This is a genomic window from Solibacillus ferritrahens, from assembly GCF_037027585.1.
Classification (GTDB): domain Bacteria; phylum Bacillota; class Bacilli; order Bacillales_A; family Planococcaceae; genus Solibacillus; species Solibacillus ferritrahens.
Window position 1 is genome coordinate 78,805 of sequence record NZ_JAXCLE010000007.1, and the last position, 19,896, is coordinate 98,700.

Below are 19,896 nucleotides of genomic sequence, written 5' to 3' on the forward strand. Positions count from 1 at the left end.
TACACCTCAATATCATTCTAAATTTTCTGTTAAATACAATTAAAAGAAAGGACTGTCCATTTGCCCTAGCAGATTGGACAGCCCTAATTATTCGGTTATGCCTTGGTGCAATTGCGTAAATACAAGAGGTTAAAATGCACCCGAGCTAATAACTTCAGCCGATTCGATAAATTCAAGATGATTTAAGCTGCGAATGAGTTCATCCAATTCATTCGACATACTTGTAACGTCCAATGACAGCGTAACATTTGCACGCCCTTGAATCGGAATCGTTTGGTGAATCGTCAGCACATTGCAATGTGCATCCGATACTGTTTCGAGTAATTTGGCAAGTGTACCTTTACGATCTTGCAGTTGAATGAACACCGTTAAAATACGTTCTTGCACAATCGAATGGAAAGGAAAAACAGCATCACGATATTTATAAAAGGCGCTTCGAGATAAATCAACCTCTTTTACCGCATCCCAAATGGAAGTAACAGAGCCTTTTTGCAATAATTGTTTTGCTTCTAACGTTTTTTGCATCGCATCTGTCAATACGTCCTCACGCACTAAATAATATCGCTGATTAGCTACGTTTTTCATCGTCATCCCCCACTTAATTAATCGACAAAGTCAAATTCGAATTCCATTAAACGTACTGTGTCGCCATTTTGAGCACCACGTTTACGTAATTGCTCATCGACACCCATCGCACGTAGTTGGCGGGCAAAGCGTCGAATACCGTCTTCACGACTGAAGTCAGTCATTTTGAACAAACGTTCAATAGTGTAACCTGAAAGTACATATGCACCATCATCATCACGTGTAATTTCGAAGTCGCTACCTTGGCTTTCATGTTTGTACATTACTACCGCATCCGTCTCTTCTTCCAATACATCATGCAATAAGAATTCTGGTGTTACTTCTATAAGATCGGCAATTTCAAATAGTAATGGCTTTAAGCCTTGACGAGAAACTGCTGAAATTGGGAAGATTTTTACGTCTTCGCCTACTTTCTTTTTAAACTCTTCCAAGTTTTCTTCCGCATTTGGCATGTCCATTTTATTGGCAACGATAATTTGCGGACGTTCAAGTAAACGTAAATTATATTGTTCTAGCTCGTTGTTAATCGTTACATAATCGTCATATGGCTCTCGGCCTTCCATCCCAGACATATCGATTACGTGTACAATTACACGTGTACGCTCGATATGACGCAAAAATTGCATTCCTAAGCCAACGCCTTGGTGCGCGCCTTCAATTAAACCTGGTAAATCGGCCATTGCAAATGAACGACCGTCATCTGTTTCTACCATTCCTAAGTTCGGTACAATTGTTGTAAAATGGTAAGCACCAATTTTAGGTTTTGCTGAAGAAACGACAGATAATAATGTAGATTTTCCTACAGAAGGAAAACCAACTAAACCAACATCAGCCAATACTTTTAATTCTAGAATAACTTCTAATTCCTGACCTGGTTCACCTTTTTCGGCTAATTCTGGTGCTGGATTTGATGGTGTAGCAAAACGGCAGTTACCACGTCCGCCACGCCCTGCTTTAGCGATAACAGCCTGTTGACCATGTTCAACTAAATCGGCAATTACAACTTTAGTTTCGGCATTCATCACTACTGTTCCTGGTGGCACTTTAACGATTAAATCTTCTGCACGACGACCGTGCATCCCTTTACTCATCCCATGCTCTCCACGTTCAGCTTTGAAATGGCGTTTGTAGCGGAAGTCCATTAACGTACGTAAACCTTCTTCCACTTCAAAAACAACGTTACCACCACGGGCACCATCGCCACCTGCTGGACCACCATTCGGTACATATTTTTCACGGCGGAATGCAACCATTCCATCTCCACCGTCTCCACCTTTAACGTAAATCTTTACGTGATCGACAAACATTTCTTTCACTCCTCATGCATGTGAAGTACATATCTCCAACTTGTATTAGTTTGTTCATATGTGTCCACACCAAAAATATTCTGTTCTATTGAAAATAGCGACTGTTCCCATTTTCCCGTTAAATGAAATGAAATATTCCACTTATTTTCTTTTGCTTCGATACTTAACTGCAATTTGTGCTCTTCATATGGATCAAGCGTGTCATAAACATGAATAATTGTATTTTCCAAGTATTGAGTAATAGCTTCATCGTACTTGCTTTCAACTGGTGCACTTACATCGCTATCCATTTGAAGCTGTATAGCTGGGAAACGCCATTGTACTGTATGAAGCCATTCCATCGTATTAGGTAATTGAAGTCGATTGATGTTCGAAAGCATCTTACAATGCTCTGACTGTTCAAAAATCACTTTTTTTGCATCGTCCACTCGACCTAAATCTAAATTCATTTGAATCAAATGAAGATGATTTAAAAAGTCATGATTTGCATAGCGTAACGCTTCAGTTACAGTTAATTTTGAATCAGTCATTTTTCCACTCTCCGTTTTACAGTATCGTTACTAGTATAACAAGTTTCACATCTATTTTCCTTCTATTCATCTGTTCTCAAAAGAATGACATAATCGATACTTAAGAAAATTTCAACCATTCATATCAATTATACCTCGGCATAATTGCAACCAGTTCAGCTAGTTGACTACAGTGGATCACTGAGCCGTTTTTCTCCCGAACCGTGACATCCGCTAAAAAAAGTGAAAAAGTGAAAAAAAGGACTGCAATAAATGCAGTCCTTTCATTGCAAGAATTATGCTTCTTGAGCTGTAGGGTATACAGATACTTTTTTCTTGTCGCGACCATAACGTTCAAATTTAACAACGCCGTCAACTTTTGCGAATAATGTATCGTCACCACCGCGGCCTACGTTTGTACCTGGGTAAATTTTTGTACCGCGTTGACGGTAAAGAATTGAACCACCAGTAACAAATTGACCATCAGCGCGTTTAGCACCAAGGCGTTTTGACTCAGAGTCACGTCCGTTTTTAGTAGAACCTACACCTTTTTTAGATGCGAAGAATTGAAGATCTAAAGTTAATAATAACATACTGTTCCACCTCCTAGATCATTTTATATTTCAATTCGATATATTCTGAATAGCTGGCAGTCATTGTATAAAACTGCGTTACCATTGTGTTCAGAATAACCTGTAATTTTGCGTCTGTTTCATCATTCAGTTCAGCTTGAGGAATCGTTACTTTTAAGTAACCACCCTCCGGACCTTGCTCGATTGCTGGTGTAATACCAGTAATTTGTGGAATAGCATTTACTGCACCAAAGGCAACAGCAGATGCACCTGCACAAACTAAATCTCGACCATAGACATCCGATAAAGCATGTCCTGAAATTTCAAATCCATACGATTTACGATTTTCATCACTATAAATAGTTACTGTAATCATATCCATCACCTACTCTTAAGCGTTGATTGATTCAACTACTAATTTTGTATATGGTTGACGGTGACCTTGTTTACGACGGTAGTTTTTCTTCGCTTTAAGTTTGAAAACAACAATTTTCTTTTGTTTACCTTCTTTAACGGCTTTAGCTGTCACAGTTGCGCCAGCTACCATTGGAGCTCCAACTTTTACAGTTTCGCCACCTACGAATAAAACTTTATCAAAAGTTACAACCTCATCAGCTTCAACACCTAGTTTTTCAACATAGATTTCTTGGCCTACTTCAACTTTGATTTGTTTACCACCAGTTTCAATAATTGCGTACATTAAAATGCACCTCCTCTTAGACTCAGACTCGCCCGGAATTGCAGGTGACCAATAAAGGCACTTAAACCTGTTCAGCGCGGTTGCAGTAGCACGGGTGCTACAAACAATAACATTAAAATACTACCACATCAAAAATATCAAGTCAACCTATTCATTACTATTTTTTCAAATGCAGAACGGTATTTCCGAAATTTCCAATCGCCTATTACTTTGGTCCATAAAAAGAGACCAATGATTGTTAATGACAATGATTGCGGCAATAAATATAATAGTACGATAATTATTACTGTAAGTAAATAAAAAGAGGCCGTTAAATAAAATTCGAAAATTTTAGAAAACGGCCGCCATTTTAATAAGCTATAGCATAATATCCTACCACCATCAAGAGGCCAAATCGGAATGAGGTTAATAGCTAGAATAAATAATTGAACTTCTATTAACCTCGCACTAAGCATAGGAGGCAAAAAAGCACTGATAAAAATTCCAATACAAGTTGCAATCGGTCCCCCTAAAGCAATAATAATGAGCTGATTGTAGGATAATTGCATTTCATCCTTAATCTTCATTTCACCGCCATACGGAACGATTTTACATTGAGTAATGTGCGCTCCAACTATTTTTGCTGCGATGAAATGACCCAATTCATGAAATAATAACGATACAATAATGACACTGTAAATCGCAATATCTCCATACAAAATAATAGATAAGAGCAGTAACAAAAATAATGGATGTATCGTAATTTTCATTTAGATGGACTGTTCCTTTAGCCAGCGAATCGTTTCTTCCATATTCAAAACCTGCCCGTTGCGCTCAATTTGCACATACAGTTTTCCGGCTTTTTTAGTTGCAACAACCATCCCTTTCGTTACAGTTGTATAAGGTAATACATAAAAATCATCGACAAAGCCAAATGTAACTGTGTCCCCTGTATCATATACAATCGAAATTGCTTTTCCATTATATTTTGTATGCCCAGTAAAAACAATTAGGCCATCAAACAAAGCATTTAATACAAAAGGTTCATCATAAGCGAGTAAAAAGCCATCGTTAAAGCGATCAATCGTCTGGAAAAGTTGTAATTGATTGATTGATATATCTGCACTTACAGGGATCTGTGATTCATCCTTGGACAGTATATTCACAACTGCCTTTCTCATCATGACTAAGTCATCCGAGCTATATACAATGGAATGAATAACACGTTTTGTAGATATATCCCCATAATAATTACAGGCATAAATAATCACAAAGACGACGCTCGCGATGAGCCATTGCCATTTTTTCAAGCTCACCATCCAATCTTTTTGAACTATTATATGTCATGAAAGACATTTCAATTCAAGAAAGCCGTTAATAGAAAAAGCTGCATGGACGGCCGAAACATTCCATACAGCTCACACTTTATTTAAATAATGATTTCAACTTGGCAAATACACCTTTTGGCTGGTCGTCTTCCAAACTCATTAACGGTACAGAGTCCCCTAAAATACGACGGGCTATATTGCGATAGCCTAAAGATGCTTTATTATTCGGATTCATTACAATTGGTTCACCTTTGTTCGAAGAGCTAATTACATCTTCACTATCGACAATAATCCCCAATAAATCAATGGAAAGATGCGTTGTAACTTCCGTAATATCCATCGCATCTCCGTTGGCCATTAAGCTTTTTCGAATACGGTTAATAATAAGTTTGGGTGGTTCAATAGGCTCTTGCTCAAGCAAACCGATAATACGATCTGCATCGCGCACTGCTGAAATTTCAGGTGTTGTCACGACGATAGCGCGATCTGCCCCAGCAACAGCATTACGGTAGCCTTGCTCAATACCAGCAGGACAATCGATTAACACATAATCAAACTCTCGCTTTAGCTCATCTACTACGATCTTCATTTGTTCCGGGTTTATCGCATTTTTATCTGTATTTTGAGCAGCAGGCAATAAATACAAACGTTCATCTACTCGCTTATCTTTAACTAACGCTTGATGCATTTTACAACGGCCCTCGATAACATCCACTAAATCATAAATAATACGATTTTCCAACCCTAAAATCACATCCAGATTACGTAAACCTATATCCGTATCCACTAAACAAACTTTCTTGCCTTGAAGTGCCAATGCAGTTCCTAGGTTTGCCGTCGTAGTCGTTTTCCCTACGCCACCTTTTCCTGAAGTTATAACGATTGCTTCTCCCACATTAGCGGCCCCTTCCTTATGTAAGGTAGCATCTTGAGTAATTGCATCATCAATATTCTTAGAGAATAATAATTCGTCTTCACTCATTTAGCTTCCTCCTTTATATGTTGATAAATTCGGTCGTATATTTCTTAACTCTTGGATTCTATCATAAGCAATTATGTCATTTTCTCCAAGATATGCAAATATTTGATGGGTATGATCTAATATAAATTGCGATTCGTTTGTCATGACCTCAACATGATTGCCGATTAATACGTGTGTCGGTTCAAAATGCGAGGCATACACAATCGCTTCCTCATTCCCATTTACACCAGCGTGCACTATTCCTTTTAACTTACCCGCAATATGTACATTACCGCCTGCTTCAATCCGCCCATTCGGGTTTACATCGCCCAGGACAAGAAGATCTCCCGTTACGCGTAGTGTTTGTCCAGACCGAACAATTCCTACGTATGTTTCAAAGCGATTTGTTTCAAGCTGTTTAAAGCTTTCTTCTATCGTAATGACATCACTTTGAATTTTTTTCACACATAACTTTTGATGTTCCTCAACAACTTTTGTAAGCTGCGCTTTTTGTTCTGGTGTACAGTAACGTTTCCCTAAGTGTAGTTGTACATCTATTTTACCATCCAGATGTCCTTCTGTAACTTTTTTCTCAAGTTCTTCTACTAATTCAGAATAAGAACATTGATCATCCAAACGAAGGACCAATCCATCTTTAGTTCCTTTAATATGGATAAGTTGTTTTTTCATAGCTTTTCAAGTCACCTCGCGCTACATAATGGTGAAAAGAAACAACCGAAACTAATGTTCGAGTTGTCTCTTCATCACTTGTTTTACAATGCTTATTGTGCACGTTGAAATACGCGAGCGCTAATACAATATTTAAACGCCCAAGCAAGCATTATTAAAAATAATAGATTCCCTATTGTTGTAGGAACTAATCGATTAACTATAAATGGCTGCACTGCCATTGTTGTAAACTGTAGAATATAGAAAAATTCATATATTACAAATTCAAAAATAACCATTAATAATAAAGCCAAAAACATCGAAAATACTAAATGGGGATGAATCCGCTTTACACACCATGCTGCAATATAGCAAACAGCTGGATACAACACCATGTACAATCCTATAATATTAATATAAAACACATCAAAACATAGTCCAAAAATAAGACCATAAATCATGGCTTTTTTACGACTATAATAAATGGCTAAAAAGATTAAGTATAAAATTAAAAACCGAGGAATTAAATAGTAAGTATCATCACCTAGCTGTAAAGGTGAAAACATAGCTAATCCAGATTCAAATAAAAACAGCAAAATACCTACAAACACTATTAAAAACCGAGCGAGCATTATTCCTCCCCCTCAACTTCCACAATCGGTTCATTCGTTAAATCTTCATTTGTGCCAGACCCATCTGAACCGTCAATCGAAATCGTTTTACGTTTGGCAATAATAACATGATCGAGTATTGAAAAATCTGCTGCCGGTTTTACATAGGCCATTTTTGTTAAGCCAAAGTCATCTGTCGTCACTTCTGTAATTTCTCCAATCAAAATACCTTTTGGAAAAATCCCGCCAAGACCAGAAGACAATACTTTACCGCCTACATCAAGTTCAACATTGGAATCAATTCGTTTTAATAGTAATTCGTTACGCTCATCGTCATACCCTTCTATTAAACCATGAATTTCTTTATTGTCTTCATCTACTACAATAGCAGATACACGATAATTTTCATTATTTGTATAAAGGAGCTCCACTTCTGATGTATATGGTGTAGCAATTACAATTTTACCTATTAGCCCACGAGAAGTCCTAACAGCCATATTTTTTTCAACACCGTGTGCTGTACCCTTATTTAATATAATTTTCTCTTCCCACTGATCAGGGTTTCTCGCAATGACCGTCGCCTGAATCGGATCGAAATCACGCAAACTTTCCTCGATTGACGCGAGTTCACGCAATGAAGAATTTTCGGCTTTTAAAGTACTTACTTCTGCCTGCAATACGGCAAAATCCTCAAGGCGCATTTTTAGCCGCTGATTTTCTTCATACGTATTTAACAGCGAATCAATATTGCTAAAAATACTTGTTATGTAATTAGTCGGCTTTGCGACAATCGATTGTGCAAAGCCAACTGTATCTTTAATAATTTGCTCGGGTAATGTTGCGTTATGACGATCACGTAGAGAGAACCCAATCAATGCCACAAGGAAAATAACACTTACTAATAATATTATTAATTTTTTATTTGAGAAATGTGGCACTGCGAGTCCTCCTTATTTCACTTGTTGCGAACGAATTAAATCAATATTATCCAACGCTTTACCTGTTCCAATCGCTACACAGTCGAGTGGGTTTTCAGCTATGAATACAGGCATTTTTGTTTCATCACTAATTACTTTATCAAGATTACGTAATAATGCGCCACCGCCTGTTAGTACGATTCCGCGTTCCATAACATCTGCAGATAACTCAGGTGGTGTTTGCTCTAAAGTTTTCTTCACACCATCTAAAATTACAACGATTGCTTCATGTAAAGATTTTGAAATTTCACTTGAAGTTATTTCAATTGTTTTTGGAAGACCAGTCAATAAATCGCGACCTCGAATTTCCATCGTTTCATCAGGACCTTCAGAAAGTGCTGTACCAATTTCCATCTTAATGCTTTCAGCTGTTCGTTCACCAATAGTTAAATTATATGTCTTACGGATGTAGGCAATAATCGAATGATCCATTGCGTCACCACCAACACGTACAGATTCGCTAGTTACAATACCACCTAGAGAAATGACTGCTACTTCTGTTGTACCACCACCGATATCCACTACCATAGAACCTGTTGGCTCCCAAACCGGTAAGTTAGCACCAATTGCAGCTGCAAACGGTTCTTCTATAGTAAATGCCTCTTTTGCGCCAGCTTGACGGCTTGCATCAATAACAGCACGTTGTTCAACAGATGTAATACCATAAGGAACACAAATCATAACATTTGGCTTTTTCCAATTAGAGCCTGATGCTTTCATTGCTTCTCTTAAATAATATTGAATCATTGCTGTTGTAATTTCAAAATCAGCAATAACACCATCTTTCATTGGGCGAATTGCCACGATAGAACCTGGTGTACGTCCGATCATATTTTTTGCATCATTACCAACGGCAACAATGTCACCTGTTTTTGTATTCTTCGCTACTACTGAAGGTTCTCGTAATACGATACCTTTTCCTTTTACAAATACTAATGTATTAGCTGTGCCAAGATCAATCCCGACATCTTTATTCCCTAATCCAAACAAATTAAGTACTCCCTTTCCTATAAAACAATTTCTATTTTATGATGTTACTAAAATCATACGCTCTATTATAACGAATTTCATCAAATAATTATAGTGTCACATGCTCTCAATCTCGACTTTTGTCGAATGTTTTTTTCTACAACACTACTTTACTATTGTATTTCTATTTTCGCTTTGAAACAAATAAAATTAATATGTAAGATTTAACAAAATCACCACATACACATGACGAATATAACAAATAAAAGTTGCATATGCGAAATATGTCGACGAATCATTAATTTATATAACAATTGTTATTGTAATGTAACAATTCTTCTATGTCACTATCCATATTAAAAAGACAAACGTGCACTTACGTTTGTCTTTCCTGTCAAAAATACCCTTTTTCTTTCATACTTATGAACTGATGATCACCAATTATGATATGATCAAGCAAATCAACGCCAACAATTTTACTCGCTTCATATAGCCGTGTTGTGACATCGACATCCTCTGGGCTAGGTGTAGGTATCCCACTAGGGTGATTATGCGCACAGATAATCGATGCTGCAGAACGTTTTACAGCTTCACGGAAAATCTCCCTCGGGTGAACAATGCTCGCATTTAGACTTCCAACAAAAATTGTTTGTTTATGGAGCACTTGATTTTTGACATTTAAAAACAGGCATACAAAATGTTCCTGTTGCAATGACGTCATATCTTGCATTAAAAATGTAGCAGCATCTTCAGGCGAGCGTATTGTAAAACGTTCTTCTAAGTCTTTCGTTGCAAGCCTTCTACCAAGTTCAATCGCGGCTAATAATAATACCGCTTTTGCTTCCCCAATTCCTTTAATATCCGTAATTTCCTCAAGAGTTGCATGTTTAAGATTATGCAATTTCTCAAAGTTTATCAATACCCGGTTAGCGACGGTCAGTACCGACTCTTTTTTCGTACCTGTCCCCAGTAGAATTGCAATAAGCTCTTGGTTCGATAGACTTTTTGCACCTTGACGTATAAGACGCTCACGCGGACGGTCTACCTCTAGCACATCATGGATTTTTAAATTCAACAATGGCGTTCCAGTCATTGACATCACTCCTAAAAGGTTAGTTTTAGTAGTTGCAATGTAAGCATTTTTTGAACTAACGATGCAATCGGCAAGCCGACGACATTGTTATAATCTCCCTCTATGCGATCCACGAGCATGGCGCCACTCGTTTGAATCCCATATCCCCCTGCTTTGTCAAATGGATCTCCTGTCTGAACATATGCTTCTATCATTTGTGGAGAGACCTGTTTAAAAACAACTGCAGTCCTTTCAACAAATGTATGCTCTGTTCCATCTGCTAAAATAATTGCTACTGCAGTCATCACTTCATGACGATTGCCCACCAGCTGCGTTAGATGCTGAATCGCTTCTTCTTTTGAAGTAGGTTTGTGTAATATTTGATCGTTAAACACGACAATAGTGTCTGCTCCAATAATGCACTTATTCGGGCATTTTTTTGCGACATCACGTGTTTTTAAAAGCGCTACTTCTGTTACATATTGCTGGACTGTATTTGCTTTGACACTCGTTTCCACTACATCGCTTGTGACAATAGTAAAGGGAATATTTATCATTTGGAGCAATTCTTTTCTTCGTGGTGATGAAGAAGCTAAAATAAGTTGTTCGTTCGTAGTAAAATTCATTTCCAATCCTCCTATTATCTATAGTAACCGACAATAGGAAATTTGAACATTGTACTACCGTGGATGCTTTTCATTAAAATAGACTATTTCTAGCATATTTCTATATTAAAATGTCACTTTCAGGCAATCTAGGCGCTCATAATAATTTAAAAACATATGCAACCGAATAATATTAGGGTTTGTAGAAAGCTTCGAAACTTCCGACGCCAACCCAATCCAATCCTTTGGCACAAGTTGTTCATCAATTGTATCAGCCTGCTGACTTGTAAACATTTTTGTATCCTTCAAGGTAATTGGCAGCTGAAGTTCAGCATTATTAGGACAACTGCTTGCAATTGTTATACTTTTATAAAATCCACTTGGTATTAACGCTAATGCAGCATCGACCTTCGTTGTATCAAGGCGTGACCAAACAAAATACTGCTCGTCCACTTTCACTACAGCCGCCTTATTTAAAGTAGGATAAGTCGCTAAAAATTGAGCTGCGCTATCAAAATTTGAGAAAACACCATGTTGTAATGCAAAATATTGCTGCTTCACTTGCTGTTGTTCCTCTGTTGTTTGCACTGTTGGAATGGTTTCTGCAACTTCTTTTTCTGTTGTTGGTAATTGTAAAATAAAAACAAATACTAGGACGCCAGCAAGCCCTGTAAGACTTCCAATGAACATTGCTTGGAAAATGGCATTATTCTTTAAAGCTTTCATATTTGCTACAGCTCCATCTCTTTTTAATCAACCATAGCAAAATAGACATAAAAAAGGGCGAGACTGCTGTCGTCGCCCTTTAAAAATGTTTCGCTAATATTCTTCTTTATTTGCAATCTACCTCAAAGAAATTCCATCAAATCATAATTTATTTGCATTTTCATATAATATTTTTAAACTCTTGTCGAATCTCGCTCAATAAATATAATGAACCAGTTACAATTCTGACTGTATCAGCTTTCACCGGCTCCGATAATAACGTTAATGCGTCGTTAATTATATATTTATTCTCTGCCTGGCTCAGTTCGTAAATAACTGATGCTTTCATTGCACGTTCATTTTGAATATCAGCAAAGTAAAAAGCATCCCCGACTTCCTCTAATAGTTTTAATATCGATTGGACATCTTTATCCGCAAGCAATCCGACAACGAATTCAATCCGCTTCCTAGGAAAGTGCTCTTTTATTGTCGAGACTAATGATTGAATGCTTGCCGGGTTATGTGCACCATCAAAATAAATATTTGGCAAGACTTGTTCAAAACGACCTGCAAGAACAGCATTTTTTATTCCAAGCTGAATTTTACTCTCATCAAGCTCCAACTGGAATTTTTTCGCCACTTCCATAAAGGCAGTAATGGCCAAAGACATATTGTGACCTTGATGTGCTCCTAAAAGCTGACGCTGTAAATTTCCGAATTTCACTTCGTACACCGTATTTTCGTAAAGTTCGGAGCCGTTTGTTTTTGTAACGGTAAAATGTTGCCCATAACAATATAACGCTACGTTTTTTGCTTTGGCTTCCTGTACAAAAACATCCTTTACATTACCAATCATATCCCCTATTACAGCAGGGCGGTTTTCTTTGAATATCCCTGCTTTATGACGTGCGATACTCGTCAATGTATCCCCTAAAAATTTTGTATGTTCCAATGCAATACTCGGAACAACCGAAACAATAGGTATGACTACGTTCGTGCTGTCTTCTCTTCCGCCCATACCCGCCTCGATTAATACTAAATCAGGCTTTTGATCAGCAAAATAGAGAAAAGCCACAACCGTTAATAATTCAAAGTCCGTTAATTTCCCACTCAGCCCCGCCTCAGCCAATTGCTGAAACATCCGATCCATTTGATCCGTTGTAATAGGCTTCCCATCGATTTGTAATTGATCATGGACATCTACAACACATGGTGACATAAACTTGCCTACCGACAGCCCGTGAGCTCTTGACACTGCTTCTAAAAACGACAATGTAGAACCTTTCCCATTTGTACCAGCAAAATGAACGACATTCAATTGACTTTCAGGATGTCCCAATATATTTAGCGCTGATTCAATTGCTGCTAACCCAGGCTTAATTGTTTGCTCACTTTCCACTTGCCACCGCTCTTTATAGAGATTCAATAACGGAATCATGAAATCCATCCTTTCTTAAGAAAGAGACTTCGTACATCAGCTATGAAATATAAAGAACCCGTAATGACGAGCATTTCGTCCTCCGCCAGTATTGCTTTTTCTGTTTCAATCAACTGTTGCCAATCAGGATGCATAAACTTTTTTGCATGGTTACTTTGTTCGAAAAGCTGATTAGCTGTTGCCGCGCGCGGTAAATTAATCTGAGTGAAATGCATTTCAGTTGCTACTTTATCCATTAATTCAATACTGACAGCATGGTCTTTATCCTGTAATGCTGCATATACAAACTTCACTTTATGATGTGGGGCTATCTCTTTTATTGTTTCGATTAATGCAGCGGTACCTTCAGAATTATGTGCACCGTCTAATATGATATTGCCTAATACCCTTTCAAATCGGCCTTCCCATTTTGCTTTTTGAAGTGCTTGTTTTACTTTTAGTCCATCAACAGCTGGCATGAATAATTTTACTGCAGTAATTGCCAGTGCCGCATTCGCTATTTGATGCTCACCGACCATAGCCATTTCAATATCCCTGATACTTACATCTGATACATAGTCAAAGTTTGAGCTTTTTGCATGCTCAATATAGAATTGCTCATTTATCAAATAAAGAGGTGCATGTAATTGAATCGCCGCTTCTTTAATCACCGATAATGCTTCTTTATTTTTTACTCCTACAACTACAGGTTTCATTGCTTTTATAATCCCGGCTTTTTCTGCTGCAATTTGCCCATAACTTTCACCAAGCATTTCTGTATGCTCTAATGAAATCGTTGTTATGACACTTACTTCCGGTATGACGACATTGGTCGAGTCCAAACGTCCTCCGATCCCCGTTTCTAGCAGTACCACATCCACCTGTTGTTCCGCAAAATATTGCAAGGCAAGCAGTGTCATAAATTCAAAAAAGCTCGGGAACTTTCCGTCTAACTTTTCCTTCACTACTTCACATAGTCGGTTGGCGATATGTAAGAAATCTTCATCTGATATTTGGTGCTTATTAATAGTTACACGTTCATTTGCTCGTTCTAAATGAGGAGAGATAAAGGCACCTACCGTTAAACCGTGCGCCATTAATATTTCGCGTGTCGCGTTTAAAGTAGAACCTTTTCCATTCGAACCTGCAAAGTGAATAAATTTGTTCTTTTTCTCTGGATTCCCAAGCGCATTTAAAATTATTCGGGCTGACTGCAGCGGTTCCCCTTTGTATTGACTTGCTTTTAATTGAAAAATAAAATTAGTACATTGCTCCATCGTTTGAAACATTTTAAACTCTCTCCCTAATAAGGCTAATATATAATCAGTTCTATTATAACGAAATAAAAAGAAAGAGGCACCGAATTCCGGTACCCCTTCCGTTTAAACTACATATTTTTTAATTCTGCAATACGTTTTTCAACCGTTGCATATTTTGCTTCGTAGTCGGCTAATTTCTCACGTTCGGTTGCTACTAACGCTTCTGGCGCTTTTGATACAAAACGTTCATTAGATAATTTGCCTGAAACTAATTTCACTTCTTTTGCCCATTTTTCAAGCTCTTTTTCAAGACGTGCAATTTCTTCATCAATATTGATTAAACCTGCAAGTGGCATGAAGATTTCTGCACCCGATACAACTGCCGACATTGCTTGTGCTGGTGCTTCAAGCTCTGTACCAATTGTTAATCCATCAGGGTTACAGAATTTTTCGATGTAACCTTTGTTCGCTTCAAGAACAGCTGCAATGCTATCGTCTTTCGCTGAAATTGTCATAGCTACTTTTTTGCTCATCGGTGTATTTACCTCTGCACGGATGTTACGTACTGAACGGATAATATCCATTAACAATTGCATGTCGCCTGCTTCAGCCGTAAAGTTGAATGCAGGGTTTACAGTCGGCCATGCCGCTACTGTAATTGACTCACCTTCATGTGGCAAGTGTTGCCAAATTTCTTCTGTTACGAATGGCATGAATGGGTGCAGTAAACGCATCGTATTGTCTAAAACGTACGCAAGTACTGAACGCGTTGTTAATTTCGCTGCTTCATCTTCACCGTATAATGGTAATTTCGCCATTTCGATATACCATGAACAGAAATCATCCCAAATGAAGTTGTAAAGCTCTCGTCCTACTTCACCGAACTCATATTTATCAGATAATGTTGTTACACGGTCGATTGTTTCATTTAAACGAGAAAGAATCCATTTATCCGCTGTAGAAAGGTCACCTGTTAAATCAATTTGCTCATATGTTAGGCCTTCCATGTTCATTAACGCAAAACGTGAAGCATTCCAGATTTTATTTACAAAGTTCCATGTAGATTCTACTTTTTCTGTAGAGTAACGTAAGTCCTGCCCCGGAGAAGAACCTGTTGCCAAGAAGTAACGTAGTGAGTCCGCGCCATATTGGCCGATTACATCCATTGGGTCAACGCCATTACCGAGTGATTTAGACATTTTGCGACCTTCTGCATCACGTACTAAACCGTGGATTAAAACGTCTTTGAATGGACGTTTACCTGTAAATTCTTTTCCTTGGAAAATCATTCGGCTTACCCAGAAGAAGATAATGTCATAGCCAGTCACTAATGTATTTGTTGGATAGTAGCGTTTGTATAATTCCGCTTCTTCATTCGGCCAATCCATTGTAGAAAATGGCCATAAAGCGCTTGAGAACCAAGTATCCAATACGTCTTCATCCTGCGTCCAGTTTTCTTTGTCGGCTGGAGCTTCTTTACCAACATAGATTTCGCCTGTTTCATTATTGTACCAAGCTGGAATTTGGTGACCCCACCATAATTGACGGGAAATACACCAGTCATGGATATTTTCCATCCAGCGGTTGTATGTGTTTTCGAAACGGTTTGGTACGAAGTTTACTTTTTCATTTTCATCCTCTTGCATTTTTAGTGCTTCTTCTGCAAGTGGTGCCATTTTTACGAACCACTGTTTTGAAAGGTACGGCTCTACTACTGCATTTGTACGCTCAGAGTGTCCTACTTGGTGTGTATGCGGTTCAATTTCAATTAATACGCCTGCCTCTTGTAAATCGGCTACAATCTGCTTACGGCACTCGAAACGATCCATGCCAGCATATTTACCGGCTAAATCATTCATTGTACCATCTTCGTTCATTACTAAAATACGTTCTAAATTATGGCGATTTCCTACTTCAAAATCGTTCGGGTCATGTGCTGGTGTCATTTTTACAACACCTGTCCCGAATTCCATATCTACGTAATCATCCGCAACAATTGGAATTTCGCGGCCAACGATTGGAAGGATAACCGTTTTCCCAACTAAGTGTGAATAACGTTCATCGTTTGGATGTACAGCTACACCAGAGTCACCTAACATCGTTTCTGGACGTGTTGTTGCAACACGTAATTTCCCAGAGCCATCTGCCAATGGGTATTCCATATGGTAAAATGCGCCTTCTACTTCTTTATGAATTACTTCGATGTCAGAAAGTGCAGTTTTTGCAGCTGGATCCCAGTTAATAATACGTTCACCACGGTAAATATAACCTTTTTCATACAGCTTTACGAATACTTCTTTAACAGCCTCAGATAAGCCTTCATCTAATGTGAAGCGCTCTTTTGAGTAGTCTAAGCCTAAACCAAGTTTCGCCCATTGCTCACGAATATGAGACGCGTATTCTTCCTTCCATTCCCATGTTTTTTTCAGGAATTTTTCGCGTCCCAAATCGTATCGAGAAATGCCTTCTCCGCGTAGTTTTTCTTCTACTTTTGCCTGTGTCGCAATACCCGCATGGTCCATACCCGGCAACCAAAGCGCGTCATATCCTTGCATACGTTTCATACGGATTAAAATATCCTGTAATGTTGTATCCCAAGCATGACCAAGGTGTAGTTTCCCTGTTACGTTTGGGGGTGGGATAACGATAGAGTACGGCTCTTTATCGCTCGTTGGATCTGCTTCAAAAAATTTACCATTTAACCACCATTCATAGCGGCCGGCTTCTGTTGACTTTGGATCATACTTTGTTGGCATTGTAATTTCCGTCATGATGAATCTCTCCTTTTCAAATACAAGTTGAATAAAAATAAAAAACTCCCTTCGCCTTAAAAAGGACGAGGGAGTTAATTCGCGGTACCACCTTTAATTCCGAAGGGTTTAGTCAAGCGCTCGCAAACAATGCGGCGTTACTATGCCCAATCGGCACTTCATTCGATAACGGTGTCTAACCGGAACTCAGCTACTGCTATTTCACTAAGTCAGCTCCTAGGCTACCTTCTGTAAGTATGATGTAGAAACTTCTCAGCTACTGTTTCCTCTCTTCACATCATGTTCATACATACTCTTCCTATTCAACGCTTCAAATATATAGTTAAAATAATTCTAAGCTGTTTTTTATGAAATTTCAAGTATCTTATTTATTATGGGAAAACACTTTTTTTAATTTCTAAACATATACTATGCAAAAGGAGTTTGGAAATTGCGAAAAAATTATAACCCTTTCTTATTACCTCCATGGTTACGAAAATTCCGATTTTACATGAGATATTGCATTCTACCGCTGACAATTTTCCAGGCAATACGTACAATACTCATTCCGACAACAGGCGATATCATATTATTAGCCATATTGATTTTATTTTGCTACTTATTATTGACAGATTTTATTTAAGACTGGCTTTTTTAAACAAAATAGGCTAGGACAGAAGTAGAAATTTCATTGGATAAAAGAAAAGCCCTTTATTAAGAAACAAATATTTTAAAAATTGATTGGAATGGAGGGCGACTCCTGCGGGAATAGCACGACGCCTGAGACTACAGGCTCAGGCCGTGCCCGCGGAAAGCGTCCCAGAATGGAAATCAATTTTTATGCCAGCAAAAAAATTCCATTATTCTCAGGGAGAATAATGGAATTTTTGGATTATATCCAATCTCTTTTATTATTTTTTCAATTGAATTTGGACACGACTGTATGCATCTGCTAACTGTTCCAAGAAATCGATCTCTTCTGCCGGAAGCTGCTGTGCTTGTCGCTGCACTTCCTCATGGAACAAAATATGGCTTTGAACCTCTTCTGCTTCTTGATCTGTAGTAGACATATGCTGAATTGGCTCGACAGTTTCTTTAATTTCTTGAATTGCTTCCACTTCCTTCTCCGCCTTTACTTCCTTAACCTCATCGATTTTCTCAACTTCCCCCATCGCTTGTACTTTTCTTTCCACATCACAATTAACTTTCCAGCTACATAAACAGTACCCACTATTTGGTTCGATTTTTATTTCATTTATTTGCAGCGAAACCTTTTCAATTTGATCATTTGGGAAATCAACAGAAAAAGGCAATGCATATTCAAAATAGCCGTAATCCTTTTCTATATCGATATGCTCAATATATATGCCTTCCTCTATTTCCTCCTCTCTCGCTTTATGGTCAAATTGTATATTTCCTTTTACTACATAAATCCCTCTTAGCACGACAGAATCCTCATTAATCTCTTCATGCCATTTCGGTTCAACTACTATTTTGGAATTTTGTTGAATATTCCCTAATTGCTTTGGAAATGTAAACATTTCGTTCATTTCCCACTGTTGCATAAAAATCCCCTCCCTACGCTTACATTATGCATAGAAAGGGGATTTATGAGTTTATTAAGGTAAGATTATCTTGCTAATTTAGCAAATACATTATTGAATGCTTGAACCGTTTTAGCAATATGTTCCTCTGTATGCGCTGTTGATATAAACAATCCTTCAAATTGGGAAGGTGGTAAGAAAATACCTTCTTCCGCCATTAATTTAAAGTATTCCGCAAACAATTCTAGATCGGAGCTTTTGGCAGTTTCAAAATTAATTACATCTTCATTTGTAAAGAAGAACCCAATCATTGAACCCGCACGATTTACGGAATGTGGAATATTATATTTCGTTGCTGCTGAGCGGAAACCTTCTTCTAATTGATCACCTAGCTTACGGAAATATTCATATGATTCTTTATTTAAACGAGATAGTGTTTCATAGCCAGCAGTCATGGCAAGTGGATTTCCTGATAATGTTCCCGCTTGATAAATCGGACCTGCCGGAGCGATTTGCTCCATTATCTCACGTTTACCACCAAAGGCACCTACTGGTAAACCACCACCGATAACTTTACCCAAACATGTAAGGTCAGGCGTTATGCCATAGAACTCTTGAGCACAACCGTAATCGACACGGAAGCCTGTCATGACTTCATCAAAAATCAATATTGTCCCATTTTCTTCAGTAAGCTTACGCAAGCCTTCCAAGAAACCTGGTTGAGGCGGTACAACACCCATATTCCCTGCAACCGGCTCTAAAATTACAGCTGCCAATTCTGAACCGAATTTTTCAAATACTAATTTTGCTGATTCTAAATCATTGTATGCCACTGTTAATGTATTTTTCGCTATATCTGCCGGTACACCGGGAGAATCTGGTAAACCAAGCGTTGCTACACCTGAACCTGCTTTTATTAAAAGAGAATCGCCGTGACCGTGGTAAGAACCTTCAAATTTCAATATTTTATCACGCCCTGTAAAACCGCGAGCCAAACGTAATGCCGACATCGTTGCTTCAGTACCTGAAGAAACGAAACGGATCATTTCCACAGAAGGTAGACGGTCCATTACAAGCTTTGCCAATTTGTTTTCAGAAAGCGTTGGGGCACCAAACGATGCACCTTTAGCTGCTTGTGCCTGAATGGCAGTTACTACATCCGAATGAGCATGTCCTAAAATTAACGGACCCCACGATAAGACATAATCAATATATTCATTGCCATCGATATCTTTAATTACGGCACCACTTCCCGATTCCATAAAAATCGGGTCCAAGTTCACTGATTTGAACGCACGTACAGGTGAGTTTACCCCACCTGGCATTAAGTCAACAGCTTCCGTAAATGCTGCTTTTGATTTTTCATAACTAGTCATA

At 38.2% G+C, this 19,896-nt stretch carries 21 protein-coding genes and 2 other annotated features; all 21 genes read right to left on the minus strand.

Annotation, left to right across the window (positions count from 1 at the left end; genetic code table 11):
- Positions 1-129 precede the first annotated feature (129 nt).
- The 21 genes from SNE38_RS08875 to hemL all read right to left on the minus strand — a co-directional run bounded on the left by SNE38_RS08875 (position 130) and on the right by hemL (position 19,895).
- Positions 130-585 (minus strand): ACT domain-containing protein, encoded by a 456-nt coding sequence (locus SNE38_RS08875; RefSeq protein WP_191702713.1) that lies wholly within the window; start codon positions 583-585, stop codon positions 130-132.
- A gap of 17 nt (positions 586-602) precedes the next feature.
- Positions 603-1,892, minus strand: coding sequence for a GTPase ObgE (gene obgE, locus SNE38_RS08880; RefSeq protein WP_336046354.1), 1,290 nt, complete (start codon positions 1,890-1,892; stop codon positions 603-605).
- Between the two features lie 5 nt (positions 1,893-1,897).
- Positions 1,898-2,422, minus strand: coding sequence for a Spo0B domain-containing protein (locus SNE38_RS08885; RefSeq protein WP_191702715.1), 525 nt, complete (start codon positions 2,420-2,422; stop codon positions 1,898-1,900).
- Positions 2,423-2,697: 275 nt separating this feature from the next.
- Entirely contained in the window at positions 2,698-2,994 is a 297-nt protein-coding gene (rpmA, locus tag SNE38_RS08890) for a 50S ribosomal protein L27 (protein ID WP_008405208.1), read from the minus strand.
- Between the two features lie 13 nt (positions 2,995-3,007).
- A complete protein-coding gene (locus tag SNE38_RS08895; RefSeq protein ID WP_191702716.1) occupies positions 3,008-3,349 on the minus strand; it encodes a ribosomal-processing cysteine protease Prp in 342 nt (113 codons plus the stop codon).
- A gap of 15 nt (positions 3,350-3,364) precedes the next feature.
- Positions 3,365-3,673, minus strand: coding sequence for a 50S ribosomal protein L21 (rplU, locus tag SNE38_RS08900; RefSeq protein ID WP_191702717.1), 309 nt, complete (start codon positions 3,671-3,673; stop codon positions 3,365-3,367).
- A gap of 14 nt (positions 3,674-3,687) precedes the next feature.
- Positions 3,688-3,765 (minus strand) — a sequence feature (ribosomal protein L21 leader region).
- 45 nt (positions 3,766-3,810) lie between these two features.
- Positions 3,811-4,422 carry a site-2 protease family protein gene (locus tag SNE38_RS08905; protein WP_191702718.1) on the minus strand — a complete coding sequence of 204 codons (612 nt, stop codon included), beginning with the start codon at positions 4,420-4,422 and terminating at the stop codon, positions 3,811-3,813.
- A complete protein-coding gene (locus SNE38_RS08910; RefSeq protein WP_191702719.1) occupies positions 4,423-4,962 on the minus strand; it encodes a hypothetical protein in 540 nt (179 codons plus the stop codon).
- Between the two features lie 115 nt (positions 4,963-5,077).
- Complete coding sequence (minD, locus tag SNE38_RS08915; RefSeq protein WP_191702921.1) at positions 5,078-5,875, minus strand: septum site-determining protein MinD; 798 nt, start codon at positions 5,873-5,875, stop codon at positions 5,078-5,080.
- Positions 5,876-5,962: 87 nt separating this feature from the next.
- Positions 5,963-6,631, minus strand: a complete 669-nt coding sequence (locus tag SNE38_RS08920) for a septum site-determining protein MinC (RefSeq protein WP_191702720.1) — start codon at positions 6,629-6,631, stop codon at positions 5,963-5,965.
- Between the two features lie 92 nt (positions 6,632-6,723).
- Positions 6,724-7,242 (minus strand): rod shape-determining protein MreD, encoded by a 519-nt coding sequence (mreD, locus tag SNE38_RS08925; RefSeq protein ID WP_191702721.1) that lies wholly within the window; start codon positions 7,240-7,242, stop codon positions 6,724-6,726.
- Positions 7,242-8,159 (minus strand): rod shape-determining protein MreC, encoded by a 918-nt coding sequence (gene mreC, locus SNE38_RS08930; protein ID WP_191702722.1) that lies wholly within the window; start codon positions 8,157-8,159, stop codon positions 7,242-7,244. Before mreC ends, mreD begins: the two co-directional genes overlap by 1 nt.
- A gap of 12 nt (positions 8,160-8,171) precedes the next feature.
- Positions 8,172-9,188 carry a rod shape-determining protein gene (locus SNE38_RS08935; RefSeq protein ID WP_191702723.1) on the minus strand — a complete coding sequence of 339 codons (1,017 nt, stop codon included), beginning with the start codon at positions 9,186-9,188 and terminating at the stop codon, positions 8,172-8,174.
- Positions 9,189-9,561: 373 nt separating this feature from the next.
- Positions 9,562-10,260, minus strand: a complete 699-nt coding sequence (radC, locus tag SNE38_RS08940) for a RadC family protein (protein WP_318247665.1) — start codon at positions 10,258-10,260, stop codon at positions 9,562-9,564.
- 11 nt (positions 10,261-10,271) lie between these two features.
- The gene (locus SNE38_RS08945; protein WP_191702724.1) at positions 10,272-10,865 is read right to left on the minus strand and encodes a Maf family protein; all 594 of its coding nucleotides are present in this window, start codon (positions 10,863-10,865) and stop codon (positions 10,272-10,274) included.
- A 105-nt stretch (positions 10,866-10,970) separates the two neighbouring features.
- Complete coding sequence (locus tag SNE38_RS08950; RefSeq protein WP_191702725.1) at positions 10,971-11,570, minus strand: translation initiation factor 2; 600 nt, start codon at positions 11,568-11,570, stop codon at positions 10,971-10,973.
- 160 nt (positions 11,571-11,730) lie between these two features.
- Positions 11,731-12,987: a bifunctional folylpolyglutamate synthase/dihydrofolate synthase gene (locus tag SNE38_RS08955; protein ID WP_336046355.1), complete on the minus strand. Its 1,257-nt coding sequence runs from the start codon at positions 12,985-12,987 to the stop codon at positions 11,731-11,733.
- Positions 12,984-14,255 (minus strand): bifunctional folylpolyglutamate synthase/dihydrofolate synthase, encoded by a 1,272-nt coding sequence (locus SNE38_RS08960; RefSeq protein ID WP_191702727.1) that lies wholly within the window; start codon positions 14,253-14,255, stop codon positions 12,984-12,986. The genes SNE38_RS08955 and SNE38_RS08960 overlap by 4 nt, the downstream gene beginning before the upstream one ends.
- Positions 14,256-14,353: 98 nt before the next feature.
- On the minus strand, positions 14,354-16,996 hold the full coding sequence (locus tag SNE38_RS08965) for a valine--tRNA ligase (RefSeq protein WP_336046356.1): 2,643 nt from the start codon (positions 16,994-16,996) through the stop codon (positions 14,354-14,356).
- A gap of 58 nt (positions 16,997-17,054) precedes the next feature.
- Positions 17,055-17,311 (minus strand) — a binding site (T-box leader).
- Between the two features lie 575 nt (positions 17,312-17,886).
- Positions 17,887-18,540, minus strand: coding sequence for an alanine racemase (locus SNE38_RS08975; RefSeq protein ID WP_336046357.1), 654 nt, complete (start codon positions 18,538-18,540; stop codon positions 17,887-17,889).
- A gap of 65 nt (positions 18,541-18,605) precedes the next feature.
- Positions 18,606-19,895, minus strand: a complete 1,290-nt coding sequence (gene hemL, locus SNE38_RS08980; RefSeq protein ID WP_336046358.1) for a glutamate-1-semialdehyde 2,1-aminomutase — start codon at positions 19,893-19,895, stop codon at positions 18,606-18,608.
- Position 19,896 lies beyond the last annotated feature (1 nt).